This is a genomic window from Pseudomonas sp. P9_31 (genome assembly GCF_034008235.1).
Classification (GTDB): Bacteria; Pseudomonadota; Gammaproteobacteria; order Pseudomonadales; family Pseudomonadaceae; genus Aquipseudomonas.
Map to the genome: position 1 here is coordinate 4,827,766 of NZ_CP125375.1, position 19,785 is coordinate 4,847,550.

Here is a 19,785-nt window from a genome sequence, read left to right on the forward strand (position 1 = left end):
GCCATTTGAAAAGGATGAACGCCATGAACATCAATCTACAACTCGACGCCCTGCGCAACGCTTACCGCGACGGCCGCATTACGCCTCGGCAACTGCTGCTGAGCCTGCGGGAAAAAGCCGCGGCACTGAACCCGGATTATCATCTGTTCATCCATTTGCTCAGTGCCCTGGAACTGGAACCGTACCTCGCCGCACTCGACGGCCGTGCCCCAGACAGTCTGCCGCTGTACGGCGTACCGTTCGCGATCAAGGACAATATCGATCTGGCGGGCATCCCCACCACGGCGGCGTGTCCGGCGTTTGCCTACCTGCCGGAACGTTCGGCGACCATCGTCGAGCAGCTGCTGGCGCTGGGCGCGATCCCGTTGGGCAAGACCAATCTCGACCAGTTCGCCACTGGCCTTAATGGCAGCCGCTCGCCGTACGGCGCTTGCCCGAACAGCGTGTTGCCGGAGTATCCGTCGGGCGGTTCCAGCGCCGGGTCTTCACTGGCGGTGGCGCTCGGCGTGGCAAGTTTTTCACTGGGCACGGACACGGCAGGCTCCGGTCGCGTGCCGGCGGCACTGAATAATCTGGTCGGTTTGAAAGCCACCAAAGGGCTGATCTCCACTGCCGGTGTGGCTCCGGCCTGTCGAACGCTCGACTGCGTCACGACTTTTACGGCCACGGCCCGGGAGGCCAGCCAGTTGCTGGCGCTCACCGCTCATCCCGATCCACGGGACGAATACAGCCGCAATAACCCCCTGTGGAATGACGGCTCGGCCTTCGGCACACCGCGTCCATTCCGTTTCGGTGTACCCCGTGCGCGGGATCTGGCGTTCTTCGGCTGTCCTGAAGGCCCGTTGTTGTTCGGCGACGCCATCGACCAGCTCAGAGCCATGGGCGGCGAAGCGGTCGAACTGGATTTGTCGCCGTTTCTCGAAGCGGCGCGGTTGCTCTACGAAGGGCCGTGGGTGGCCGAGCGTTACAGCGTGGCCGGCGAATTGATGGAGCAACATCCTCAAGCCGTGCTGCCGGTGATTCGCGCCGTATTGGCCAAGGCCCCGGCCGTGACCGGTGTGCAAACCTTCCGCGCCCACTACCGTCTGCAAGCCTTGAAGGCGCTGTGCGACAAAGCCCTGGAAGGCCTTGATTGCGTGGTCACGCCAACCATCGGCCGCCCGGTGACACTGGCGGAACTGGAAGCCGAACCGCTGCTGCGCAACTCGGAACTGGGCTACTACACCAACTTCATGAACCTGCTCGATTACGCCGCCGTCGCCGTGCCCAGCGGATTCATGGGCAATGGTTTGCCATGGGGCGTAACGCTGTTTGGCCGGGCGTTTACCGATCAGTACCTGTTGAGCGTGGCGGATGCCTTGCAACGGCAGCAAGGGTTGGCCGCGCCTGCGCCGACGAATGCTGCGCGCAATGATCGCGCACGGCTGGTGGTCTGCGGCGCGCACCTGGATGGGCTGGCGCTGAATTGGCAACTCAAGCAGCGTGGAGCGCGGCTGGTCGAAGCGACTCACAGCTCTCCCGACTATCAGCTGTATGCCCTGGCCGGCGGTCCACCGTATCGTCCCGGCATGGTCCGTGTGAAAGAAGGTGGCGTGGCGATTGCGGTGGAAGTATGGGAGTTGCCGAGCAGTGAGCTGGGTTCGTTCCTGACCGCCATTGCGGCGCCGCTGGGGTTGGGCAAGGTGCAACTGGCGGATGGCCGTTGGGAGAGCGGGTTTATCTGTGAACCGTATGGGCTGGAGGGCGCGGTGGATATCAGCCATTTGGGCGGGTGGCGTGCGTATCTGCAAGATCGGCGTTGATTTCCAGGGTCGCCGGCTTGCGCAGGAGTGCTTGCCGGCCGATCATGCGCGGTCTCGGGCCAGACAAACCGGCCGTAACCGAACGCCCCCCCATGAATAAGCCTGACCTCTGCCCGGCCTGCGGCGCCTCCAACAACTGCAGCCTGGCTGACCCGCGAACCGTCGATCGTGCCTGTTGGTGCTACGGCGTCAGCATCGACCCGGCGGTGCTCCAGGCGCTGCCGGCCGAGCTGCGCGACAAGTCCTGCCTGTGCCCGGCCTGTGCCCTGGTCGAGGTGCAGTTGCAAGCAGCCGCCTGGCCGATCACGTAAGATGCGCCCCCCTTTTCCCACCGATCCCTAGTCATGCGCGTTGACCGCTTTCTCAGCAACCTGCCCCGCTTCAATCGCAAGCAGGTACGCCTGTTGCTGGTGGAAAAGCGCATCAGGGTCGACGGAAACATCGTCAGCGACCCTCACGCCGAGGTGCTCGAGTTCAGCCGCGTGGAAGTTGACGGTGAGGTGCTGCAAGTCGGTAAACCGGCCCGCTACTTCATGCTGCACAAACCGCCCGGCTGCGTCAGCGCCACCCGCGACCCGCAACACCCGACGGTGCTCGACCTCATCCATGAACCGGACAAGGATGACCTGCACATTGCCGGTCGCCTGGACTTCAACACCACCGGCCTGATGCTGATCACCAACGACGGCACCTGGTCGCGACGCCTGACCCAACCGCAAACCAAACTGCCCAAGGTTTACTACGTCGAGACCGAGCAGGACATCACTGCCGAATACGCGATCACCTTCGCCAACGGGCTGTATTTCGCCTTCGAAGACCTCACCACACAACCTGCCGAACTGGTCATCCTCGGGCCAAAATCCGCGCGTCTGAGCATCGTCGAGGGCCGCTATCATCAGGTCAAACGGATGTTCGGCCATTTCGACAACAAGGTATTGCGCCTGCACCGCGAATCCATGGGCCCGCTGGTGCTCGACGACGCGTTGAAGCCCGGCGAATACCGGCCGCTGAGCGATGAAGAGATCCGATTGATCTAAGCAGACGACCGCTCAGCAGAAGTTGTCGAACATTTTACGAAAGATACTTGCGCGATGACGTGACCCCTGCTTGAATCAGGACGTCGGCGCGAAATGTGACCGACGAGTCACCAAAACTACTCTAAGAAACTTTTTGCCGGCAGAGAACCCTCAGGTTCCGCATTCCCCCGGCAAACTGCCCGCTTATAACAATACCCGTCGACCGGCCTTCAATGGATCGACATGGGCCTTCAAAAATTCCAGGCGTATGCCTACCTGTCACAAAGCTCGTGCAATCTGATTTGCGCGCATACCCGCTTGCCAGGAGTCTTTGACATGAGGCCAGAAATCGCTGTGCTGGATATACAGGGTCAGTATCGGGTTTACACGGAGTTCTATCGCGCAGACGCCGCAGAGAAGACCATTATTCTGGTCAACGGCTCGATGTCCACGACTGCGTCGTTTGCACAGACCGTGAAAAACCTTTATCCGCAGTTCAATGTGGTGTGCTACGACCAGCCCTACGCGGGCAAGTCAAAAGCGCACAACCTGCATGAGAAAATGCTCACCAAGGAAATCGAAGGGCAGATCCTCCTTGAGCTGATCGACCACTTCGCCGCCGAACACGTGCTGTCGTTTTCCTTTGGTGGCGCTGCCACGCTCGTCGCCCTCGCCCAACGGCCACGGCGCATCGAGAAGGCTGTGATCAGCTCGTTCTCGCCGGTGGTCAACGAGCACATGCTCGACTACCTTGAACGCGGTGTCGATTACCTCGGCAGCCGTGACGGTGAGCGGGTCGGCCATCTGGTGAACAGCACCATTGGCAAACACCTGCCTTCGCTGTTCAAGCGCTTCAACCACCGTCACGTCAGTTCGTTGGCCGAACATGAATACGGGCAGATGCACTTTCACATCAGCGACGTGCTCAACAGCGACCGCAACTGCTATCTGAACGCGGCAAAGAAAATCAATGTGCCGGTGCTGTTCATGAACGGCGAATGGGACGAGTACACCGCCGCCGACGATGCCAGGCTGTTCGCCGGACACGTGGAGCACAGCACCTTCAGCACTATTCAGGCCACCGGCCACTTTCTCGACATGGAGCACAAATCCGCCTGCCGAGACAGCCGTAATGCACTGCTGGGCTTCCTGAAACCGGCGCAACTCGAAAGCCGACCGCGTTACCACTACGTCCAGGACCACCATGCGTTGGCAATCTGAAACAGAGTCATCGCGAGCAAGCTCCGCCCTACCGTGTTGAACGCACTCCTGTAGGCGCGAGGCTTGCCCGCGACAGACCGCAAAGCGGTCTCTGGTTCGTTTCACCTGTGCTAAAGCCATCGCGCATAAAGAAAAACTTCAAATCCGCGCTCACATCTGGTACAAAGTCAGCCGCTCTGAGCGGGTGTCGTATAATGGCATTACTCCAGCTTCCCAAGCTGATAACGAGGGTTCGATTCCCTTCACCCGCTCCAATCAGATTTCAGTCTCACGTCGTTTTTTGACGGGGGATGCAGGTAAAGAAAAAACCGGCTTTGATGGTCGGTTTTTTTGTGTCTGGGATTTGGTGGAATCGGGCTCTGAGGCATCCCTAATTTCGTTCGTTATCCGCGCCTTCCATACCTTGACGCTTCCCTCTCAACATGCTAGCGGGTGCTATACTTCTCTCGAATTGCATGAAGTGTGCAACGTTCCCCACGGGCACAGATACCGACTGAAAATCTCAGTTAACGGCTGCAGGACAGAGAAGGGCTACAGCCAACACGAGATGGGAGGTGCAGCATGAATCGGCACTATTACATCAGTGATAATCTCGACGATCTCGAAGCCGTTGAAAATGAACTGGAAGCCAACGGCATCAATACCGAACAAATTCATGTGCTCAGCGAAAAAGTGGCTGATGTTGAAGAACATCACCTCCACGAGGTTAACTCGCTGATGAAACAGGATGCTGTTCACTCTGGCGAGATTGGTGCAGTGATCGGTGTGCCACTCGCGGCACTGGTCCTTGGCGGCGCCTATTGGCTGGGCTGGACCGAATCCGCCGCAGGCTGGGTGCCTTTTATCTTCCTGGCCGTTGTTATATTTGGCTTCTGCATCTGGGAAGGCGGTTTTTTCGGGTTCCAGGTGCCGAATGCTCACTTCCGCAACTTTAAACAGATGGTAGAAGAGGGCAAACATGTCTTCTTCGTGGATGTTGAACCGAGCCAGGAATTGGTACTGGACCAGGTCATCGAACACCATCCAACGCTGAAGATCGCCGGCACGGGAGCGGCAGCACCCCACTGGACAGTCGCCTGGCAGCACAAATGGCATCAGTTCAAGCGAGTGATATCGGGTTAGCCCCTGGAGGCTGAAGGCCATCCGACAGTGGATTATTGGCCGAAGAAAATGACCCGGCTGAGGAAAACATAGTCCGCCTCGGTGGCCATCAGCCCGACGAGCACCAGTAAGCACAACGGTGGCACCAATATGGCGTAGACCATGGCCAACCGTTCCCAGGCCATATGCATGAAGATGGAGACAATTAAACCTGCCTTCAACAACATGAACGTGATAATCAGGGCCCACCGAAGGTAGCCATGGAAGTGAAAGTAGTCGACCAGATACGACATCGTGCTGAGGACGAATAACAGCCCCCAGATTTTGAGGTACAAACTGATTGGATGTTGCTGACCCTGAGCATGTGCCATCACCCGTGCTCCTCTACCATAAATAGAAGAAAGCAAAAATAAACACCCACACCAAATCCACGAAGTGCCAGTAAAGCCCGGCTATCTCGACGTTCTGATAGTTTCCGGAGCGCTCATAATCTCCCCGCATTACCTTCATCGCCACAATGCTGAGGTAGATGGCGCCGATTGACACATGCAGCCCGTGAAAACCGGTAATCATGAAAAAGCTGGCACCAAATTGCGCCGCCCCCATGGGGTTCCCCCAGGGACGCACCCCTTCTGCGATGAGCTTGCTCCATTCAAATGCCTGCATGCTGACGAAGGTCACACCCAACGCTGCGGTCACCAGCATGAGGGCCGTGGTTTTCGCGCGATCACGGCGATAAGCGAAATTAACGGCCATGGCCATGGTGCCGCTGCTGCTGATCAGCACAAAGGTCATGATGGCGATCAGAATAAGTGGGATTTCTCTGCCGCCGATCGTCAATGCGAACACTTCACTGGGGTTCGGCCAAGGGGCGGTGATGGTCATGCGGACCGACATGTAGCCGGTTAAAAAGCAGGTGAATATAAACGTATCGCTGAGCAGGAATATCCACATCATCGCCTTGCCCCACGGGACCTGCTTGAAGGCCTCCTTATCCGAGGCCCAGTCGCTGGCGATGCCCTGCCATCCGGGTGCAGATGGCGAACCTGGTGGATTGGGGGAACTTGACTCGCTTGGGGCTTGTGGGTGCGATGCCATGGCTTTTCACCTCAGGCCGCAGAATCTGGCGATGGCTTCATAGGTTTGCGGCGTGCTGGTCAGCAGCGCGAACAGCACGAACCAAAGACCCAACAAGTAGTGCCAATAGATGGCACAGAGTTCTACGCTGGCGCTGAGTTGCGGCAACGGTACGCGATACAGGAATTTAGCGACGATGATGCTCCAGGCTATCAACCCGCCGAGCAGGTGGAGCCCATGCACACCGGTCAACAGGTAGAAGAAACTGTTGGCCGGATTGCTGGCGACAAAGTAACCCCAGGCGACAAACTGCTGCCAGACCCAGAATTGCCCCACCAGAAAGGCAATGGCAAATACGCCCCCCAATACAAAGCCAATGACCATTGCGTCCAGTCGAGCCCGTCGGGCGGCCATGCGCGACCATTGCAGTGCGATGCAACTGAACACCAGAAAAGCCGAATTCACCCACAGCGGCCATGGATTGGCTAACGGCGCCAAGGGTTCTGTCAGGGGTAGCCAGTCGGCCATTTGTGAGCGGGCGATAAAGGCGAGCAGGAAGAGAAAGAATAACGAGCTCACCACGGCCAAAAACAAGCGCAGGCCTATTCTTGCGGTTTGGTTTCTATCGGCACCCTCGCCGGCCTGAATACCTTCAGGATCGCGATTCCAACTGCCGCCGGGGTCCGCGCCGTCGGCGTTTCTCAATAGCAGTCTGTTCATGTTTTAACGTCCGCTATCTTGGTTGCGGCACTGAGTTGCCGCATTTGCTCCAACTCCTCGGCGGAGACCGTTTGCGGAACGAAATCCTGTTCTATCCCCGGCACGCTGTAGTCATAGGCCCAGCGATGCACGACCGGCAGTTTCGCTCCCCAGTTACCGTGTATCGGCGGGGTGTTCGGCGTTTGCCATTCCAGACTGGCCGCGCCCCAGGGGTTACTGCCTGCGGGCTTGCCTTTAAATACACTCCAGGCCAGGTTGAACAGAAACAGCAACTGGGAAACGCCGACGGTCAATGCGATCACCGTAATGAAAGCATTCAACTCTTGCGCCGACTGCGGGATGAACGCGTAGTTTTCATAGGCGTAGTAACGGCGTGGCATGCCCTGGAAACCCAGGTAGTGCATGGGGAAGAAGATGGCGTAGGTACCCAGAAAGGTAATCCAGAAATGCAGTTTGCCCAGGGTGTCATTCAACATGCGCCCGGTGACTTTCGGGAACCAATGATAAATGCCGCCGAACACCACCAGTACCGGCGCGACCCCCATGACCATATGAAAATGGGCGACGACGAAGTAGGTGTCCGAGAGCGGAATATCCACGATCACATTGCCGAGAAACAACCCGGTCAGACCGCCCACCAGGAAGGTGACGATAAAGGCCAGGGCAAAAAGCATCGGCACGGTCAGATGGATGTCGCCCCGCCAAAGGGTCAGCACCCAGTTGTAGACTTTCAGTGCGGTTGGCACCGCGATGATCAAGGTGGTGGTCGCGAAGAAAAAGCCAAAGTACGGGTTCATTCCGCTGACATACATATGGTGCGCCCAGACCACAAAGCTGAGTACGCCAATCGCAATAATGGCCCACACCATCATTCGGTAGCCGAAGATATTTTTACGCGCATGCGTGCTGATCAAATCGGAGACCAGACCAAACGCAGGAAGAGCAACGATGTAGACCTCCGGGTGGCCGAAGAACCAGAACAGGTGCTGGAATAAAATCGGGCTGCCACCCTGGTGATCGAGCGACTGCCCCAACGAGACCATCGCCGGCATAAAGAAGCTGGTGCCCAACAGCTTGTCAAACAGCATCATGACCGCACTGACAAATAATGCCGGGAAGGCCAGCAAGGCCATGATCGAGGCCATGAAGATTCCCCATACGGAGAGCGGCATGCGAAACAACGTCATGCCGTGCGTGCGCGCCTGCAATACCGTGGTGACGTAGTTCAACCCACCCATGGTGGCGGCGACAATAAAAATCGCCAGTGAGACGAGCATCAGGACGATGCCCCATTGGCCCCCCGGTGTCCCCTGAGAAATGGACTGTGGCGGATAGAGCGTCCAGCCCGCACCGGTGGGGCCGCCAGGGACAAAGAAACTGGAGAGCAACACCACTACCGCTAGCAGGTAGAACCAGTAACTCAGCATGTTGACATAGGGGAAGACCATGTCGCGGGCGCCCACCATCAGTGGGATCAGATAGTTGCCGAAGCCACCCAGAAACAAGGCCGTCAGCAAGTAAATGACCATGATCATGCCGTGCATGGTCATCGCCTGATAGTAAGTACTGGCGTCCATGAACGCCAAAGTGCCGGGAAAGCCAATCTGTATGCGCATCAAGCCGGACAACACCACGGCGATAACGCCCACGAATAAAGCCGTCAAGGAATATTGAATGGCGATGACCTTGTGGTCCTGACTCCAGATATATTTGGTCAGGAAACTTTTTGGTTCGTGCAGTGCTTCTGTTTCGGCTTGCTCCGCATAGGCCATCACGTCATCCTCCTGTCGAAGTTTCGGTGCATTCCTGGCTGCTTTACGGCTACTTCCCTGGCTCCGCCTTGCTCGCATCAGCGTCGGTATTCGCTTTGGATTTGATAAAAGCGATCAGTGCATTCAACTCCTTATCATTCGGAGAAAAGGCCGGCATGACGGCTGCATAGCCTTTGACGATTTTGGCGCCGGGATTAAGAACCGAATCCTTTATATAGCCCTCATCGACCTTGATACTCGTACCATCGGCAAGGGTTTCTGTCTTGCCATACAGGTCCTGCCAGCTGGGGCCGACGCCCTTGCTGCCATCGACACTGTGGCAGGCCAGACAGCCGAGCGACTGGGCCAGACGCTGTCCCTGCGCCGCCAAGTCGTCACCCGGGCCCGGCGCTTCGCTGGCAGAAGGTTCATTGTCTTGCCGCGCAGCACCCAGCGATTTGATCAGGGCGACGAGTGCACCCAGTTCATCGTCATTGAGAGTATAGGTCACCATGACCGGCGGGTAGCCCTGTACCAGTCGGGCCTTCGGATCGAGGATCGACTCTTTCAGGTAGGCCTCATCGACCAGCACACTGGTGCCATCGGCAAGCTGTTCTGTCCGACCGTACAGCCCCTTCCATCCCGGGCCGAGACTGGCACTGCCATCCTGGCTATGGCAGGCATTGCAGCCAAGCTTTTCGACCAACTGGCGGCCTTTTTCCAGCACGCTGTCCCGACTGGGCTTGGTCGCTGTCGTTAATGTCTGCGCAAAAGTCGGTTGGCTGTTCAGCCATTGATCGAAGGCGTCCTGCTCCTCAACGATCATATGGCCGCGCATGTTGTAATGACCTACGCCACAATATTCAGCACAAAGGACTTCATACTTCCCGGTTTTAGTCGGCGTAAACCAAAAGTACGACACCATCCCTGGCACCATGTCCATCTTGCTGCGCATTTGTGGCACATAGAAATCGTGAAGTACATCTTTAGAGCGCAGTAAAACTTTTACCGGCTTATCGAGCGGAAGGCGAACTTCATTGTTTAATACAAGTACATCGTCTTGCCCAACAGGATCCTTGGGGTCAAGGCCGAAGGGATTGGTGGAATCAACAAACTTGATATCCGACTTACCCAACTTCCCGTCCTGGCCGGGAAAGCGAAAGGCCCACTGCCACTGCTGGGCGACTACTTCAAGTTCATAAGCATTTTTCGGCACCCGGATGAAATCATTGTAAACAACCAGACCTGGCGCCAACATGGCGGCAATACCTACCGAAGTCACGATAATCAACCATGTTTCCAACTTTTTACTTTCTGGCTGGTAATGCGCCCTGGAACCCTCCTTGTGACGATAACGCATCACGGCTACTGCCATGAATACCGTAATGGCGATGAAGAATATTCCGCTAATGATCAGGGTGATGAACAGGGTGGTGTCTATTGACCCCCAGTTGGAAGCTGCCGGTGTCGCATGCCAAGGCGCCAGTATGTGGAAGAGCACTGATGCAATAACGATTAGTATTAAGATAATTGCTATTGCCATTTTCTCGTCATCCTATGCCTGTTGCTCATTGGCTTGCAAAAGCATCACCACTAAACAGCATAGATTGAGAAGGCCAAGGCGCAGGTGCGGTCGAAGGTCGGACAAGCGAGGCCCGGTTGCCAGCTATACTCAATTTCAGATTACGGACGGCAGAGGTCGGCCAGAAGCGCCCCCGATGACGTACCCTGCCCCGAGAAGAGACAAGAGCTACCGAGCCCAGCAGTCCACGACGGAGATTTCGTCATGAGTACCCTGACAATCGAAGGCTGGTGCAAAACCAGCCCCGACCAAAAGTCCACCCCGACGGGCGAGATCCATTTTTACGTCGACGGCCCCCTCCATCTGCGTCTGGAGCAAGCTGAAGAACGCCTGCAGAAGACCCATGAGCGTGAAGCCATGGTCGATGTCGACATGAGCTCAATGGATTTGATCTTGCCAGAGGGATACGGCCCCTTGTCCGACTGCCAAATGCGCGTCTATTTGCACCATGAGCGCGGTCAGTTCCATTTGGTCGGGCATCGAGCGAGCGATGGAAGCTTGATCTATACCAACGCGGTTTTGATTGATCAGCTGCTTTAGAAGCACGATGTCCTGTCTCATCGACGAGAGCAGCGTATTTATCCCTGGGCCGTCAGGTTTGAATCCCCGAAGTATCCGTTTAGAAATAAAAATGCCAGTCAGACTAACTGACTGGCATTCCCCTTGAAGGACCCTTTTGTACTCAACCAAAATCACTTGGTCAGCCAAGACTTGAATCGCTTGCGATGGCGGCTAGATCGCCTAGAGCGTGTAAGAAATACCGACCTGAACGGTTCTTGGCTCACCAGGGTAGGCATAAACATTGCCGAAGGCGCCTTCTTCATAGTCACGGTCGAACAGGTTCTTCACATCGAGATTAAGCCTGACCTGGTCATTGACCTTGTAGAAACCAAGCAGATCGACAACTGTGTAGCTGCCCATCGAAAACGCCGTGTTAGCGGTCTGGCCCGCACGTTCATCGACGTATTTACCCCCCACACCCAAGCCTAACCCTTTGAAAGTGCCATCCTGGAACTCGTAGACGTTGAGCAGGCTGAAGCTGTTCTGCGGAATGTTCATCAGCCGGGTTCCCGACTGGATCACATTGTCCTTGGTGACCTCGGCATCGACATAGGCATAGCCGCCAATCACCCGCCATTCTGGAGTCAGATTGCCTGCCACGTTCAGATCAAAGCCACGGCTGCGTACCTCGCCAGCCGCCACGCTGAATGTAGAGTCCACGGGGTCGGTGGTGAGGACGTTGCGTTTTTCAATCTGGTATATCGCCGCGTCAACGCTCAACTGGCGATCCAGGGCTTCCCATTTGATACCCATCTCATAAGACTTGCCCTTTTCCGGCTCAAAGCCACCGCCCTGACGGCTGGCCCCCGTATTGGGTTTGAAAGAGCGTGCGGCATCGGCATACACCGCCACAGTATCGGTCAGGTCGTAAATCACCCCAAGACGCGGCGTCACCGCGTTATCGCTCGCAGCCCAGCTTCTGCCACCCGGTACAAAGTTTTCGTATTCATGCTCAAAGCGCTCGAAACGGGCACCCGCCAAGACTTTTAAACGCTCGGTCAACGCTACCTGATCCTGAACGAAGGCCGCGTATGTCTTGAGGTTTTCCTTGTCGTTGGTCGGGGTACGGGTCAGGGCTGGACGAGGCTGACCGTACACCGGATTGAAGAGGTCGATCGAATAGGCGCCGACCGCTCCGCTGGAGCGCTGGATGATGGACTTGTAGTCATAATCCTCGTACTCGACACCGGTCAACAGCGTGTGATCGAAGCCGCCCGTGGAGAAATGCCCGGTGAGGTTCAGTTGAGTGTCTTTGTCCGTCCATTCCAGCTTGCGGTAGCTGAAGTTACGACCCAGCGTGCGCCCATCAGCGGCGACACCATTGGCTTCAATTGCGTTGCCCTGCAAGGTGCCATCGAGCCATTGAAAACCACCACCCAATGTCCAGTCATCACTTAGCAGGTGCTCGAACCGCAGTTGCGCCATGTTGTTGTCGTTGTGTAATTTGCCCGCGTCTTTTTCACCGAAGAAGGTGTCACGGGATGCTGTGCCAATCTGATTCGGATAGCGCGTCACACCGCGATCCAGCGGGTGATTGTTGCGCATGAAGTCGCCCTCGAAAATCACCTTGGTGTCGTCGTTGGCCTGCCAGGATAGTACCGGTGTCACACCATAACGTTCGGTTTCGACATGGTCACGGAAGGTATCCCCGCCCTCGCCCACCACATTCAGGCGATAGGCCAGACGACCTTCTTCGTCGAGCGGGCCAGAGGCATCCAGCGTGCCGCGCTGCATACCCTGGTCGTCCAGTTGGCTGCCCAGTGTTACCGTGCGTTCTGCCAGCGGCTGTTTGGAGACCACGTTGAACGTGCCACCAGGGTCGCCCCGGCCATAGAGCATGGTCGCTGGGCCGCGCAGTACCTCCAGCCGCTCGATGGTGTTGGCATCAGGCATGTTCGGATAACCACGGTTGATCGGAAAACCGTTGCGATAAAACTCACCGGTGGTAAATCCACGCACCGTAAAAGTGGTCAGCCCCTGACCACCGAAGTTGTTGGCCCGCCCCACTCCGCCAGCATAATCGAGTGCGTCCTGAAGACGAGTTGCACCGATGTCCTCTACAACATCCTTGGACACCACGCTGATGGACTGCGGCGTCTCGTGAATCGCAGTGTCGGTTCGCGTCGCACTGGCCGACCGCGTTGCGTGATACCCCTTCACCGGCCCTTGTGCCGTTTCATAATCCGTCGTACCGATGATGTCGGTCGCTTGCAACTCCAGACTGGTCTTTTCCGTAGCGGCTTGCTCTGCCCATGTAGAAGGAGAAAACGCCTGAAGCACACAGATAGAAAGCAGAGTACGACGCATTGATGATGAACCTTGGTGAAGAAGCCAAATGGAATGGCATACGTGCCAATAATTTGCGGCGAATGGTATACCGTACCGACAGCTTTTGATACGTATTCGCATTTGAATTCTTCACGGAGCTCACCAAAGGGCTCCAGGGACAAACGATCAAGCGTGTGTCCCTTTATTCGTCAGCGCGTCGCCACCATGAACAACCGCGGAAACGGCAGCAGCACCGAGCCATCGCTCAGCGCTGGATAAGCCTGCTCGATCGCCGTCTGATACTGCTTGAGATACTGCGCCCGCTGCGCGTCATCCAGCGGTTCGAGAAAAGGCCGCAAACCGGAGCCCTTGAACCACTCGACCACGCCCGATGCGCCGTCCGCGAGCGGGTGATAGTAAGTGGTGCGCCATACATCGACCCGAGTGCAGTGGGCACGCAGCATCGAGTAGTAGCCGCCAGCATCCTCCATTTCCGTTCGCAGGCCAGCGGCCCTTGCCAGTTTGTCAGCCCAAGGGCCGTTCGCGGCGACCTCGCGCATCAACCGGTGTGACGGTTCGTTGAGGTTGTCGGGCATCTGGATCGCCAGGCTACCGCCGGGCGCGAGCCTGGCCACCAATGAAGGCAACAACCGGGCGTGATCGGGCAGCCACTGCAACACCGCGTTGGCGAAAATCACGTCGAACGGGCCGGTCTCGTTCCAGGTATCAATGTCAGCAGTGTCGAAACGCAGGTGAGGCAAGCGCTCGCGAGCGGCCTCGATCATATCGGGCGAACTGTCCACCCCTCGCACCGCGGCATTGGGAAAGCGCTGCACCAGCAACTCGGTGGAATTACCGGGGCCACAACCAATGTCGATTGCCGATCGAACGTCCACCGCGGGGATGGCGGCCAGCAAGTCACGCGCCGGGCGCGTGCGTTCATCTTCAAAAGCTACGTATTGTTTGGCGGACCAACTCATGTCGCTCTCCTGTCGGTACATGGTTGTAGCCAGAGGCCGACAACCGGTTCGCTACGATACATTGACCGGTGTGCTCTGCCCTATCTCGACTTTTTGAGAGCATAGGGATTTGAGTGAGTTTTCTCTTATCGCAAAATCATTGAAAGCCACAACCAAAAGGACCGTTCGTCGACCGACTAGCAAAGCAGTTTTGACAGTATATAAATGACATCTATAGTCCTATCGCGGCCTGTTGGAAGGAACCCGACCCGTCATTTCAAGACAAGGAGCAAGGCCAGCTCGTCCCCTTGATCGAGTGGGTTCCCCCAGTAGTGTGTTCGCAACGGCCGCAAGGCAAGCAAGCGTTGTCGTGCCTGGTAGGTAGCCAGGTAATCACTATGTTCAAAGGAGCTTCACTATGTCTCGAGTCACGGATGTACTTGTTTCGATCGACACTGAAACCATTCTGAAAAACTACCCGAACATCAGCAAAAATCCTGCTGCACCGACGATGATCGACGTCAATCATGTGTACATGGTGACCAATCAGAACAACGTGGTAAGTGGCCAGGCCGGTGGCGAGCTCAACTTGAAAGCCCAGGTAGGCGATCTGATTCGCTGGCGTGAAGCCAGCCTGTCGCTGGGCTTCGAGCAAGCGGTGATTTTCTACAAGTTCGTCGGTAACGCAGGCAACGAGTTGATCTCTACGCCCACGCCACGCAAGGCTACCGCCTCCTTTGCAGTCCCTAACACCAGCAATCCGTCGGTGCCCAGCTGCCAGAAGGTCGATAACCATTACTGGTCTTCGGAAACCCTTGCCTGCGGCAGCGTGACTTATCACTTCCAGTTTCTGATCGTGAATCGCGACTGCCAGATCATCGGCTGCTGCACATGGGATCCGTTCATTACCATCCGTAACTGATGCTGGGCCGGGCCCCTTGGCAACGAGGGGCCTACCGAGCTCGTTGCCGCCTCGGCTGGAACAGGATGTCTCACCTGAACCGAAGCGGTTACCGTTTTGCGTCAACATCATGAAAGGATCCATGATGACTTCCGAACCGATCACTTCCCCTTCGGCGGACGCCGTGATAGCCAGTAGTGTGCTGCTGATCGTCGATGCCGAATCGTTGCTTTCACGTTATCCACAACCCAGCCTTGAAGCGCAAAACCCGACTGTGATTGAAGACGGCTTCATCTTCTCCGTGAGTAGTAGCACGACGAAAAAAAATACTGAAAATGACAGTAAAATAACGCTGACAGCCAGCAATGGAAAGGTCTTCCATATTCGCGGCAGGACCGTCAGCCTGTTGGCCGAACATACGGTGGTATTTCACAACCTGACGGTGGACGATGCCGGGGTCCTTTCGCCGCCCAAACTGATCGTCCACAGCGACCAGGCAGTCCCCGCACCCGACCCCGCCAATCCGACCCAACCGGGTAGCCATAAGGCCGACGATCATTATTGGGAGTGCTCGCAACTGACCACGGGCGTGGCCACCTGCGAACTGAGCTTCATGCTGATCAACCAGCGCTGTGAAGCGGTGGGATACTTCAGCTGGAAAACTGAAGTGACGCTGTCGGCGTGAATAGAGCCCCGCAAAACTAATGCCGATCAGTCAAGCTCTCTTGCTTGACCTTTGGCCGCAAGAATCAGAATCCGACGCCTGTACTGTCATCGGCGAGCGGGTGATAGCAAGTGGAGCGCCATACATCGACACGGGTGTCCTGCCCTATCCCGACTTTTAAAGGGCATAGGGTTTGAATGAGTCTTTTCTTATCGCCAATTCATTGAAAGCCATAACCAAAAAGACCGTTCGTCGAACGACAGGTAAAGCGATTTTGACAGTATTAGAATGGCATCTATAGTCCTACTCGCGGCCTGTTGGAAGGAACCCAACCCGTCATTTCAAGGCAAGGAGCATGGCCAGCTCGCACCCCGTGATCAAGTGGGTTCCCCAGTAGTGTGCTCGCAACGGCCGTAAGGCAAGCAAGCGTTGTCGTGCCTGGCAGGTAGCCAGGTAATCACTATGTTCAAAGGAGCTTTACTATGTCTCGAGTCACGGATGTACTTGTTTCCATCGACACTGAAACCATTCTGAAAAACTACCCGAACATCAGCAAAAATCCTCATACACCAACAACGATCGATTTCAGACACGTTTATATGGTCACCAACCAGAACAACGTGGTCAGCGGCCAGGCCGGTGGTGAGCTGGACCTCAAGGCGCAGGTCGGCGATCTGATTCGCTGGCGTGAAGCCAGCTTGTCGCTGGGCTTCGAGCAAGCCGTGATTTTCTACAAGTTCATCGGTAACGTAGGCAACGAGTTGATCTCTACGCCCACGCCACGCAAGGCTACCGCCTCCTTTGCGGTACCCAACACCAGCAATCCGTCAGTGCCTAGTTGTCAGAAAGTCGACAACCATTACTGGTCCTCGGAAACCCTTGCGTGTGGTCGCGTGACCTACCACTTCAACTTCCTGATCGTGGATCGCGACTGCCAAATTATCGGCTGCTGTGCGTGGGACCCGTTCATTTCCATCCATAACTGACGATGGATCGGCCCCTTGGCAACGAGGGGCTACCTGGTTCGTTACCGCCTCGGCTGGAATGGATCTCTTGCTTGAACTGAAGCGGCTACGGTTTTGCTTCAACATCATGAAAGGAATCCATGATGACTTCAAAAGCGATTACTTCTCCTTCGGCGAGCATCGCGACAGCCAATAACGTGCTGCTGATCGTCGATGCCGAATCGCTGCTTCCCCGTTATCCGCACCCAAATCTTGAACCAAAAAAACCAACTGTAATTGAAGATGGTTTCATCTTTGCCATCAGCGGTACAACGACAACACAAAATACTAAAAGTGACAGTGTAATTACACTGACAGCCAACAACGGAAAAGTCTTTCATCTCCGCGGCAGGACCGTCAGCTTGCTGGCCGAACACAGCGTGGTATTTCACAACATGACAGTGAGCGATGACGGAGTGCTTTCACCACCCAAACTGGTCGTCCACAGCGAAGACAGTCCCCGCGCCCGACCCCGCCAATCCGACCCAACCGGGTAGCCATAAGGCCGGTGATCATTATTGGGAGTGCTCGCAACTGACCATGGGCGTGGCCACCTGCGAACTGAGCTTCATGCTGATCAACCAGCGCTGTGAAGCGCTGGGGTACTTCAGCTGGAAAACTGAAGTGACGTTGTCGGCGTGAATGGATAGGCATAAAAACCGGCCTCAAGAACCTAATGCCAGTCAGTTCAGCTATCTCAGCCGCGACGCACTCTTTGTAGCAGCTGCCGAAGCCTGCACTCGACTGCGCCGCAGTCGTAAAACCAGAGATTGCGGTGTGTCAGGCAGACCGCGCCAACCGGATTTACGACTGCTTTGCAGCCGAACACAGGCTTCGCCAGCTGCTACAAATTGCATGACGGTTTAACTGAGGCGTCACCCGCGCAACAGGCTGACTAGCGACCGGCTTGCAGAGCCCTGGCCATTTGCAGGTGGTTTTGCAGTTTGGGCAGGGTTTCTTCGGCGAACGCTTTGATTTGCGGCACATCCGTGGTCTGCGCCTGTTGTTGAAGTTGCTCGATGGCTTCCTGGGTGGTTTTTACCTGACTGTCGACGTACGCCTGATCAAAAGAGGCGTCGTCCTTCATCTCCGGTATCAAGGCTTTGGCCTTGTCGACCACCTCTTCGCGTGGCGCGACCGGTAAATCGAGTTGTTTGGCAATTTTCGCCAGATGCTGGTTTGCAGTGGTGCGATCGTTGATCACCACGATGGTGTAATCCTTGACCGCTTTGGATTCGGTTTTCTGATGCGCCAGGCGGCTGGCTTCGATATCGGCCATGCCTTTGGCCGACGCCTCGTTGACGAAGTCGGCGGGGGACTGGGCAAAGGCACTGCTGGCACACAGGCCCAGTAAGGCGGCAAAACTGGCATTGCGTAAGCGGGTGGCCATCCGGCTCATGGTCGCGCCCTCCTTCTAGAAATTCAAACGGGAGCTTGCGCCCCCGTCTATTAAACAAAACTACCGTCACCTATTACCGAGATTTCTGACCGCCTTTGCGGCCCATGCCGCCTTTGGCAGGGTCTTTATCAACAGTCGTGGTGGTAGTTTTCCCACCTTTGCGACCGGCTTCAGACGCCTTCGTTCGATCGATGGCGCTACCCGGGGTCGGAGTTTTTGAAGTAGGCATGGCTCTCATCCTCTTGGTGATGATCACAGCGAGCAGTCGCCCGCATAGGATATGAATTTCCATGACCTAAAAGGTTTAGAAAACCTGACAACGTCGCGACGAACGGTGACGGTCTTTCAGGCCCCGAGACGCAAATGATGCTGGCGCTTGGCGGCGTACATCGCCTCGTCGGCATGCCTGAACAGCTGATTTTCTTCGGTGCCATGCTCGGGGTATCGCGCGACGCCGATGCTCGGCTGGATGTTCAGGTTATGCCCGTCCAGGCGCAGGGGCTGAACCAGCACCTGGCGGATTTTTCCCGCCACATTCTCGGCGTCTTCCGCAGCGTGGATGCTGTGCAACAACACGACAAACTCATCACCGCCGATGCGCGCTACCGTGTCGGTTTCTCGCACGCACCCCTTGAGCCGATTGGCGACCGCTTGCAGCAGCATGTCGCCGACCGCATGACCGAGGGTGTCGTTGACTTGCTTGAAGCGGTCCAGGTCGACGTAGAGCAACGCCATTCGACCGGAGTCTGCCCGGGCCTGCGCCAGCGAGGCTTTGAGGCGTTCGCGCAGCAATTCGCGATTGGGCAACTGAGTCAGTTGGTCGTACTGGGCCATGCGCTGGAGCCGGGTATGCAATTGCTTGCGCTCGATCGCGGTCGCGACCTGGGCGCAAACATACTGCAGCAGCTCTTTGTCTTGCTCGGTGTAGCGCTCACCGCCCGGTATGCTTTTGACGATCAGCGCGCCGATGGTGCCGTTCTGCGAACTCAATGGCACGCCCAGCCAGCAGGGCGAATCCTGGCCCGCGACCAGCGCCGCAAAGCCCTCCGGCAGATTGTCCTGATCCGGGGTCAGCAGGATCGGCTGGCCACTGCGAATCACTTCGGCACACAGACGCCCGGTAACAGTCCCGGGCTGCTCGGGTTGCGACTCACGATCGTCGACGTGATAGGGAAAATTCAGCTGTGCACAGTGCTCGTCATACAGCGCCACGGAGAAATTCAACGCCGGGAGCCATTCGCCGATGATCGAATGGATGCGTTTGAACAGCGCCAGCAAATCTTCGGCCGCGTGGGCCGCTTCGGAGATCGCATACAGCGCCGCTTGCCGGGACTCGGCCTGTTTGCGCTCGGTGATGTCATGGGCCACGGCGATGCGCAATTGGTCGACCTCCGACCAGCGTGCCGACCAGAGAATGTGTGCCACCCGGCCATCCTTGCGCAGGTAACGATTTTCAAAGTTGAGCTTGGGCTCGCCCCCCATGATCTCCCGAGCGGCGTCGAGGGTGCGCTGTCGGTCGGCGGGATGGACCAGATCGATCATCGGCTGGCCGATCAGCTCGTCGGGGGTGTAACCGAAAATGCGCTCGCAGGCCGCGCTGACAAATACGAAGCGGCCTTGTTTGTCCACCGCACAGACGGCGTCCAGCAAGAGGTCGATGTAGCTCGCCAGTGGCGCGGAATTTCTGGTTTCCATTATGCCGAGAGCATGTCCGGACAATGCAACATTGAACAACCCTCCCTGACCGGTCATACGCCCA

The 19,785-nt window shown here is 56.7% G+C and carries 19 protein-coding genes, 1 tRNA gene and 1 pseudogene; 11 read left to right on the forward strand and 10 right to left on the reverse strand.

Annotated elements, in window-relative coordinates; all coding sequences use genetic code 11:
* Nucleotides 1-23 precede the first annotated feature (23 nt).
* From atzF to QMK51_RS21785, 6 genes are all read left to right on the forward strand, one after another.
* Nucleotides 24-1,802, forward strand: coding sequence for an allophanate hydrolase (atzF, locus tag QMK51_RS21760; protein ID WP_320391771.1), 1,779 nt, complete (start codon nt 24-26; stop codon nt 1,800-1,802).
* A 92-nt stretch (nt 1,803-1,894) separates the two neighbouring features.
* Nucleotides 1,895-2,113 (forward strand): cysteine-rich CWC family protein, encoded by a 219-nt coding sequence (locus QMK51_RS21765; RefSeq protein WP_320391772.1) that lies wholly within the window; start codon nt 1,895-1,897, stop codon nt 2,111-2,113.
* Nucleotides 2,114-2,146: 33 nt separating this feature from the next.
* Nucleotides 2,147-2,839, forward strand: coding sequence for a pseudouridine synthase (locus tag QMK51_RS21770; RefSeq protein ID WP_320391773.1), 693 nt, complete (start codon nt 2,147-2,149; stop codon nt 2,837-2,839).
* 315 nt (nt 2,840-3,154) lie between these two features.
* Nucleotides 3,155-4,039 (forward strand): alpha/beta hydrolase, encoded by an 885-nt coding sequence (locus tag QMK51_RS21775; protein ID WP_320391775.1) that lies wholly within the window; start codon nt 3,155-3,157, stop codon nt 4,037-4,039.
* Between the two features lie 180 nt (nt 4,040-4,219).
* Nucleotides 4,220-4,293 (forward strand) — tRNA-Gly (locus QMK51_RS21780).
* A 307-nt stretch (nt 4,294-4,600) separates the two neighbouring features.
* Nucleotides 4,601-5,161, forward strand: a complete 561-nt coding sequence (locus tag QMK51_RS21785) for a magnesium transporter (RefSeq protein ID WP_320391777.1) — start codon at nt 4,601-4,603, stop codon at nt 5,159-5,161.
* A gap of 32 nt (nt 5,162-5,193) precedes the next feature.
* Here QMK51_RS21785 and QMK51_RS21790 read toward each other — a convergent pair whose 3' ends face one another.
* The 5 genes from QMK51_RS21790 to QMK51_RS21810 are packed head-to-tail and all read right to left on the reverse strand — an operon-like array spanning nt 5,194 to nt 10,231.
* Nucleotides 5,194-5,511 (reverse strand): cytochrome C oxidase subunit IV family protein, encoded by a 318-nt coding sequence (locus QMK51_RS21790; protein WP_007935708.1) that lies wholly within the window; start codon nt 5,509-5,511, stop codon nt 5,194-5,196.
* Nucleotides 5,512-5,524: 13 nt separating this feature from the next.
* The gene (locus tag QMK51_RS21795; protein WP_320391780.1) at nt 5,525-6,238 is read right to left on the reverse strand and encodes a heme-copper oxidase subunit III family protein; all 714 of its coding nucleotides are present in this window, start codon (nt 6,236-6,238) and stop codon (nt 5,525-5,527) included.
* 6 nt (nt 6,239-6,244) lie between these two features.
* Nucleotides 6,245-6,937 carry a cytochrome c oxidase subunit 3 gene (locus tag QMK51_RS21800; RefSeq protein ID WP_320391782.1) on the reverse strand — a complete coding sequence of 231 codons (693 nt, stop codon included), beginning with the start codon at nt 6,935-6,937 and terminating at the stop codon, nt 6,245-6,247.
* Complete coding sequence (ctaD, locus tag QMK51_RS21805; protein ID WP_320394549.1) at nt 6,934-8,709, reverse strand: cytochrome c oxidase subunit I; 1,776 nt, start codon at nt 8,707-8,709, stop codon at nt 6,934-6,936. Before ctaD ends, QMK51_RS21800 begins: the two co-directional genes overlap by 4 nt.
* Before the next feature lie 49 nt (nt 8,710-8,758).
* Nucleotides 8,759-10,231, reverse strand: a complete 1,473-nt coding sequence (locus QMK51_RS21810; protein WP_320391784.1) for a cytochrome c oxidase subunit II — start codon at nt 10,229-10,231, stop codon at nt 8,759-8,761.
* Between the two features lie 243 nt (nt 10,232-10,474).
* On the opposite strand from QMK51_RS21810, the gene QMK51_RS21815 reads away from it, so the two are divergent.
* Nucleotides 10,475-10,810 carry a hypothetical protein gene (locus QMK51_RS21815; RefSeq protein WP_320391786.1) on the forward strand — a complete coding sequence of 112 codons (336 nt, stop codon included), beginning with the start codon at nt 10,475-10,477 and terminating at the stop codon, nt 10,808-10,810.
* 201 nt (nt 10,811-11,011) lie between these two features.
* On the opposite strand, the gene QMK51_RS21820 is transcribed toward QMK51_RS21815, so the two are convergent.
* Nucleotides 11,012-13,138: a TonB-dependent siderophore receptor gene (locus tag QMK51_RS21820; protein WP_258697202.1), complete on the reverse strand. Its 2,127-nt coding sequence runs from the start codon at nt 13,136-13,138 to the stop codon at nt 11,012-11,014.
* Between the two features lie 170 nt (nt 13,139-13,308).
* Nucleotides 13,309-14,079, reverse strand: coding sequence for a trans-aconitate 2-methyltransferase (gene tam / locus QMK51_RS21825; RefSeq protein WP_320391789.1), 771 nt, complete (start codon nt 14,077-14,079; stop codon nt 13,309-13,311).
* A gap of 397 nt (nt 14,080-14,476) precedes the next feature.
* On the opposite strand from tam, the gene QMK51_RS21830 reads away from it, so the two are divergent.
* From QMK51_RS21830 to QMK51_RS21845, 4 genes and pseudogenes are all read left to right on the forward strand, one after another.
* Nucleotides 14,477-14,980: an inclusion body family protein gene (locus tag QMK51_RS21830; RefSeq protein WP_007903283.1), complete on the forward strand. Its 504-nt coding sequence runs from the start codon at nt 14,477-14,479 to the stop codon at nt 14,978-14,980.
* A gap of 124 nt (nt 14,981-15,104) precedes the next feature.
* On the forward strand, nt 15,105-15,644 hold the full coding sequence (locus tag QMK51_RS21835) for an inclusion body family protein (RefSeq protein WP_258700781.1): 540 nt from the start codon (nt 15,105-15,107) through the stop codon (nt 15,642-15,644).
* A gap of 461 nt (nt 15,645-16,105) precedes the next feature.
* Complete coding sequence (locus QMK51_RS21840; protein ID WP_258697204.1) at nt 16,106-16,609, forward strand: inclusion body family protein; 504 nt, start codon at nt 16,106-16,108, stop codon at nt 16,607-16,609.
* Nucleotides 16,610-16,731: 122 nt separating this feature from the next.
* Nucleotides 16,732-17,269 (forward strand): annotated as a pseudogene (locus QMK51_RS21845) (AidA/PixA family protein).
* A 253-nt stretch (nt 17,270-17,522) separates the two neighbouring features.
* Here QMK51_RS21845 and QMK51_RS21850 read toward each other — a convergent pair.
* From QMK51_RS21850 to QMK51_RS21860, 3 genes are all read right to left on the reverse strand, one after another.
* Nucleotides 17,523-18,026, reverse strand: coding sequence for a DUF4142 domain-containing protein (locus tag QMK51_RS21850; RefSeq protein ID WP_320391790.1), 504 nt, complete (start codon nt 18,024-18,026; stop codon nt 17,523-17,525).
* Nucleotides 18,027-18,099: 73 nt separating this feature from the next.
* Nucleotides 18,100-18,255 carry a stress protein gene (locus QMK51_RS21855; protein WP_258697206.1) on the reverse strand — a complete coding sequence of 52 codons (156 nt, stop codon included), beginning with the start codon at nt 18,253-18,255 and terminating at the stop codon, nt 18,100-18,102.
* A 116-nt stretch (nt 18,256-18,371) separates the two neighbouring features.
* Nucleotides 18,372-19,721: a diguanylate cyclase domain-containing protein gene (locus QMK51_RS21860; RefSeq protein WP_320391791.1), complete on the reverse strand. Its 1,350-nt coding sequence runs from the start codon at nt 19,719-19,721 to the stop codon at nt 18,372-18,374.
* Nucleotides 19,722-19,785 lie beyond the last annotated feature (64 nt).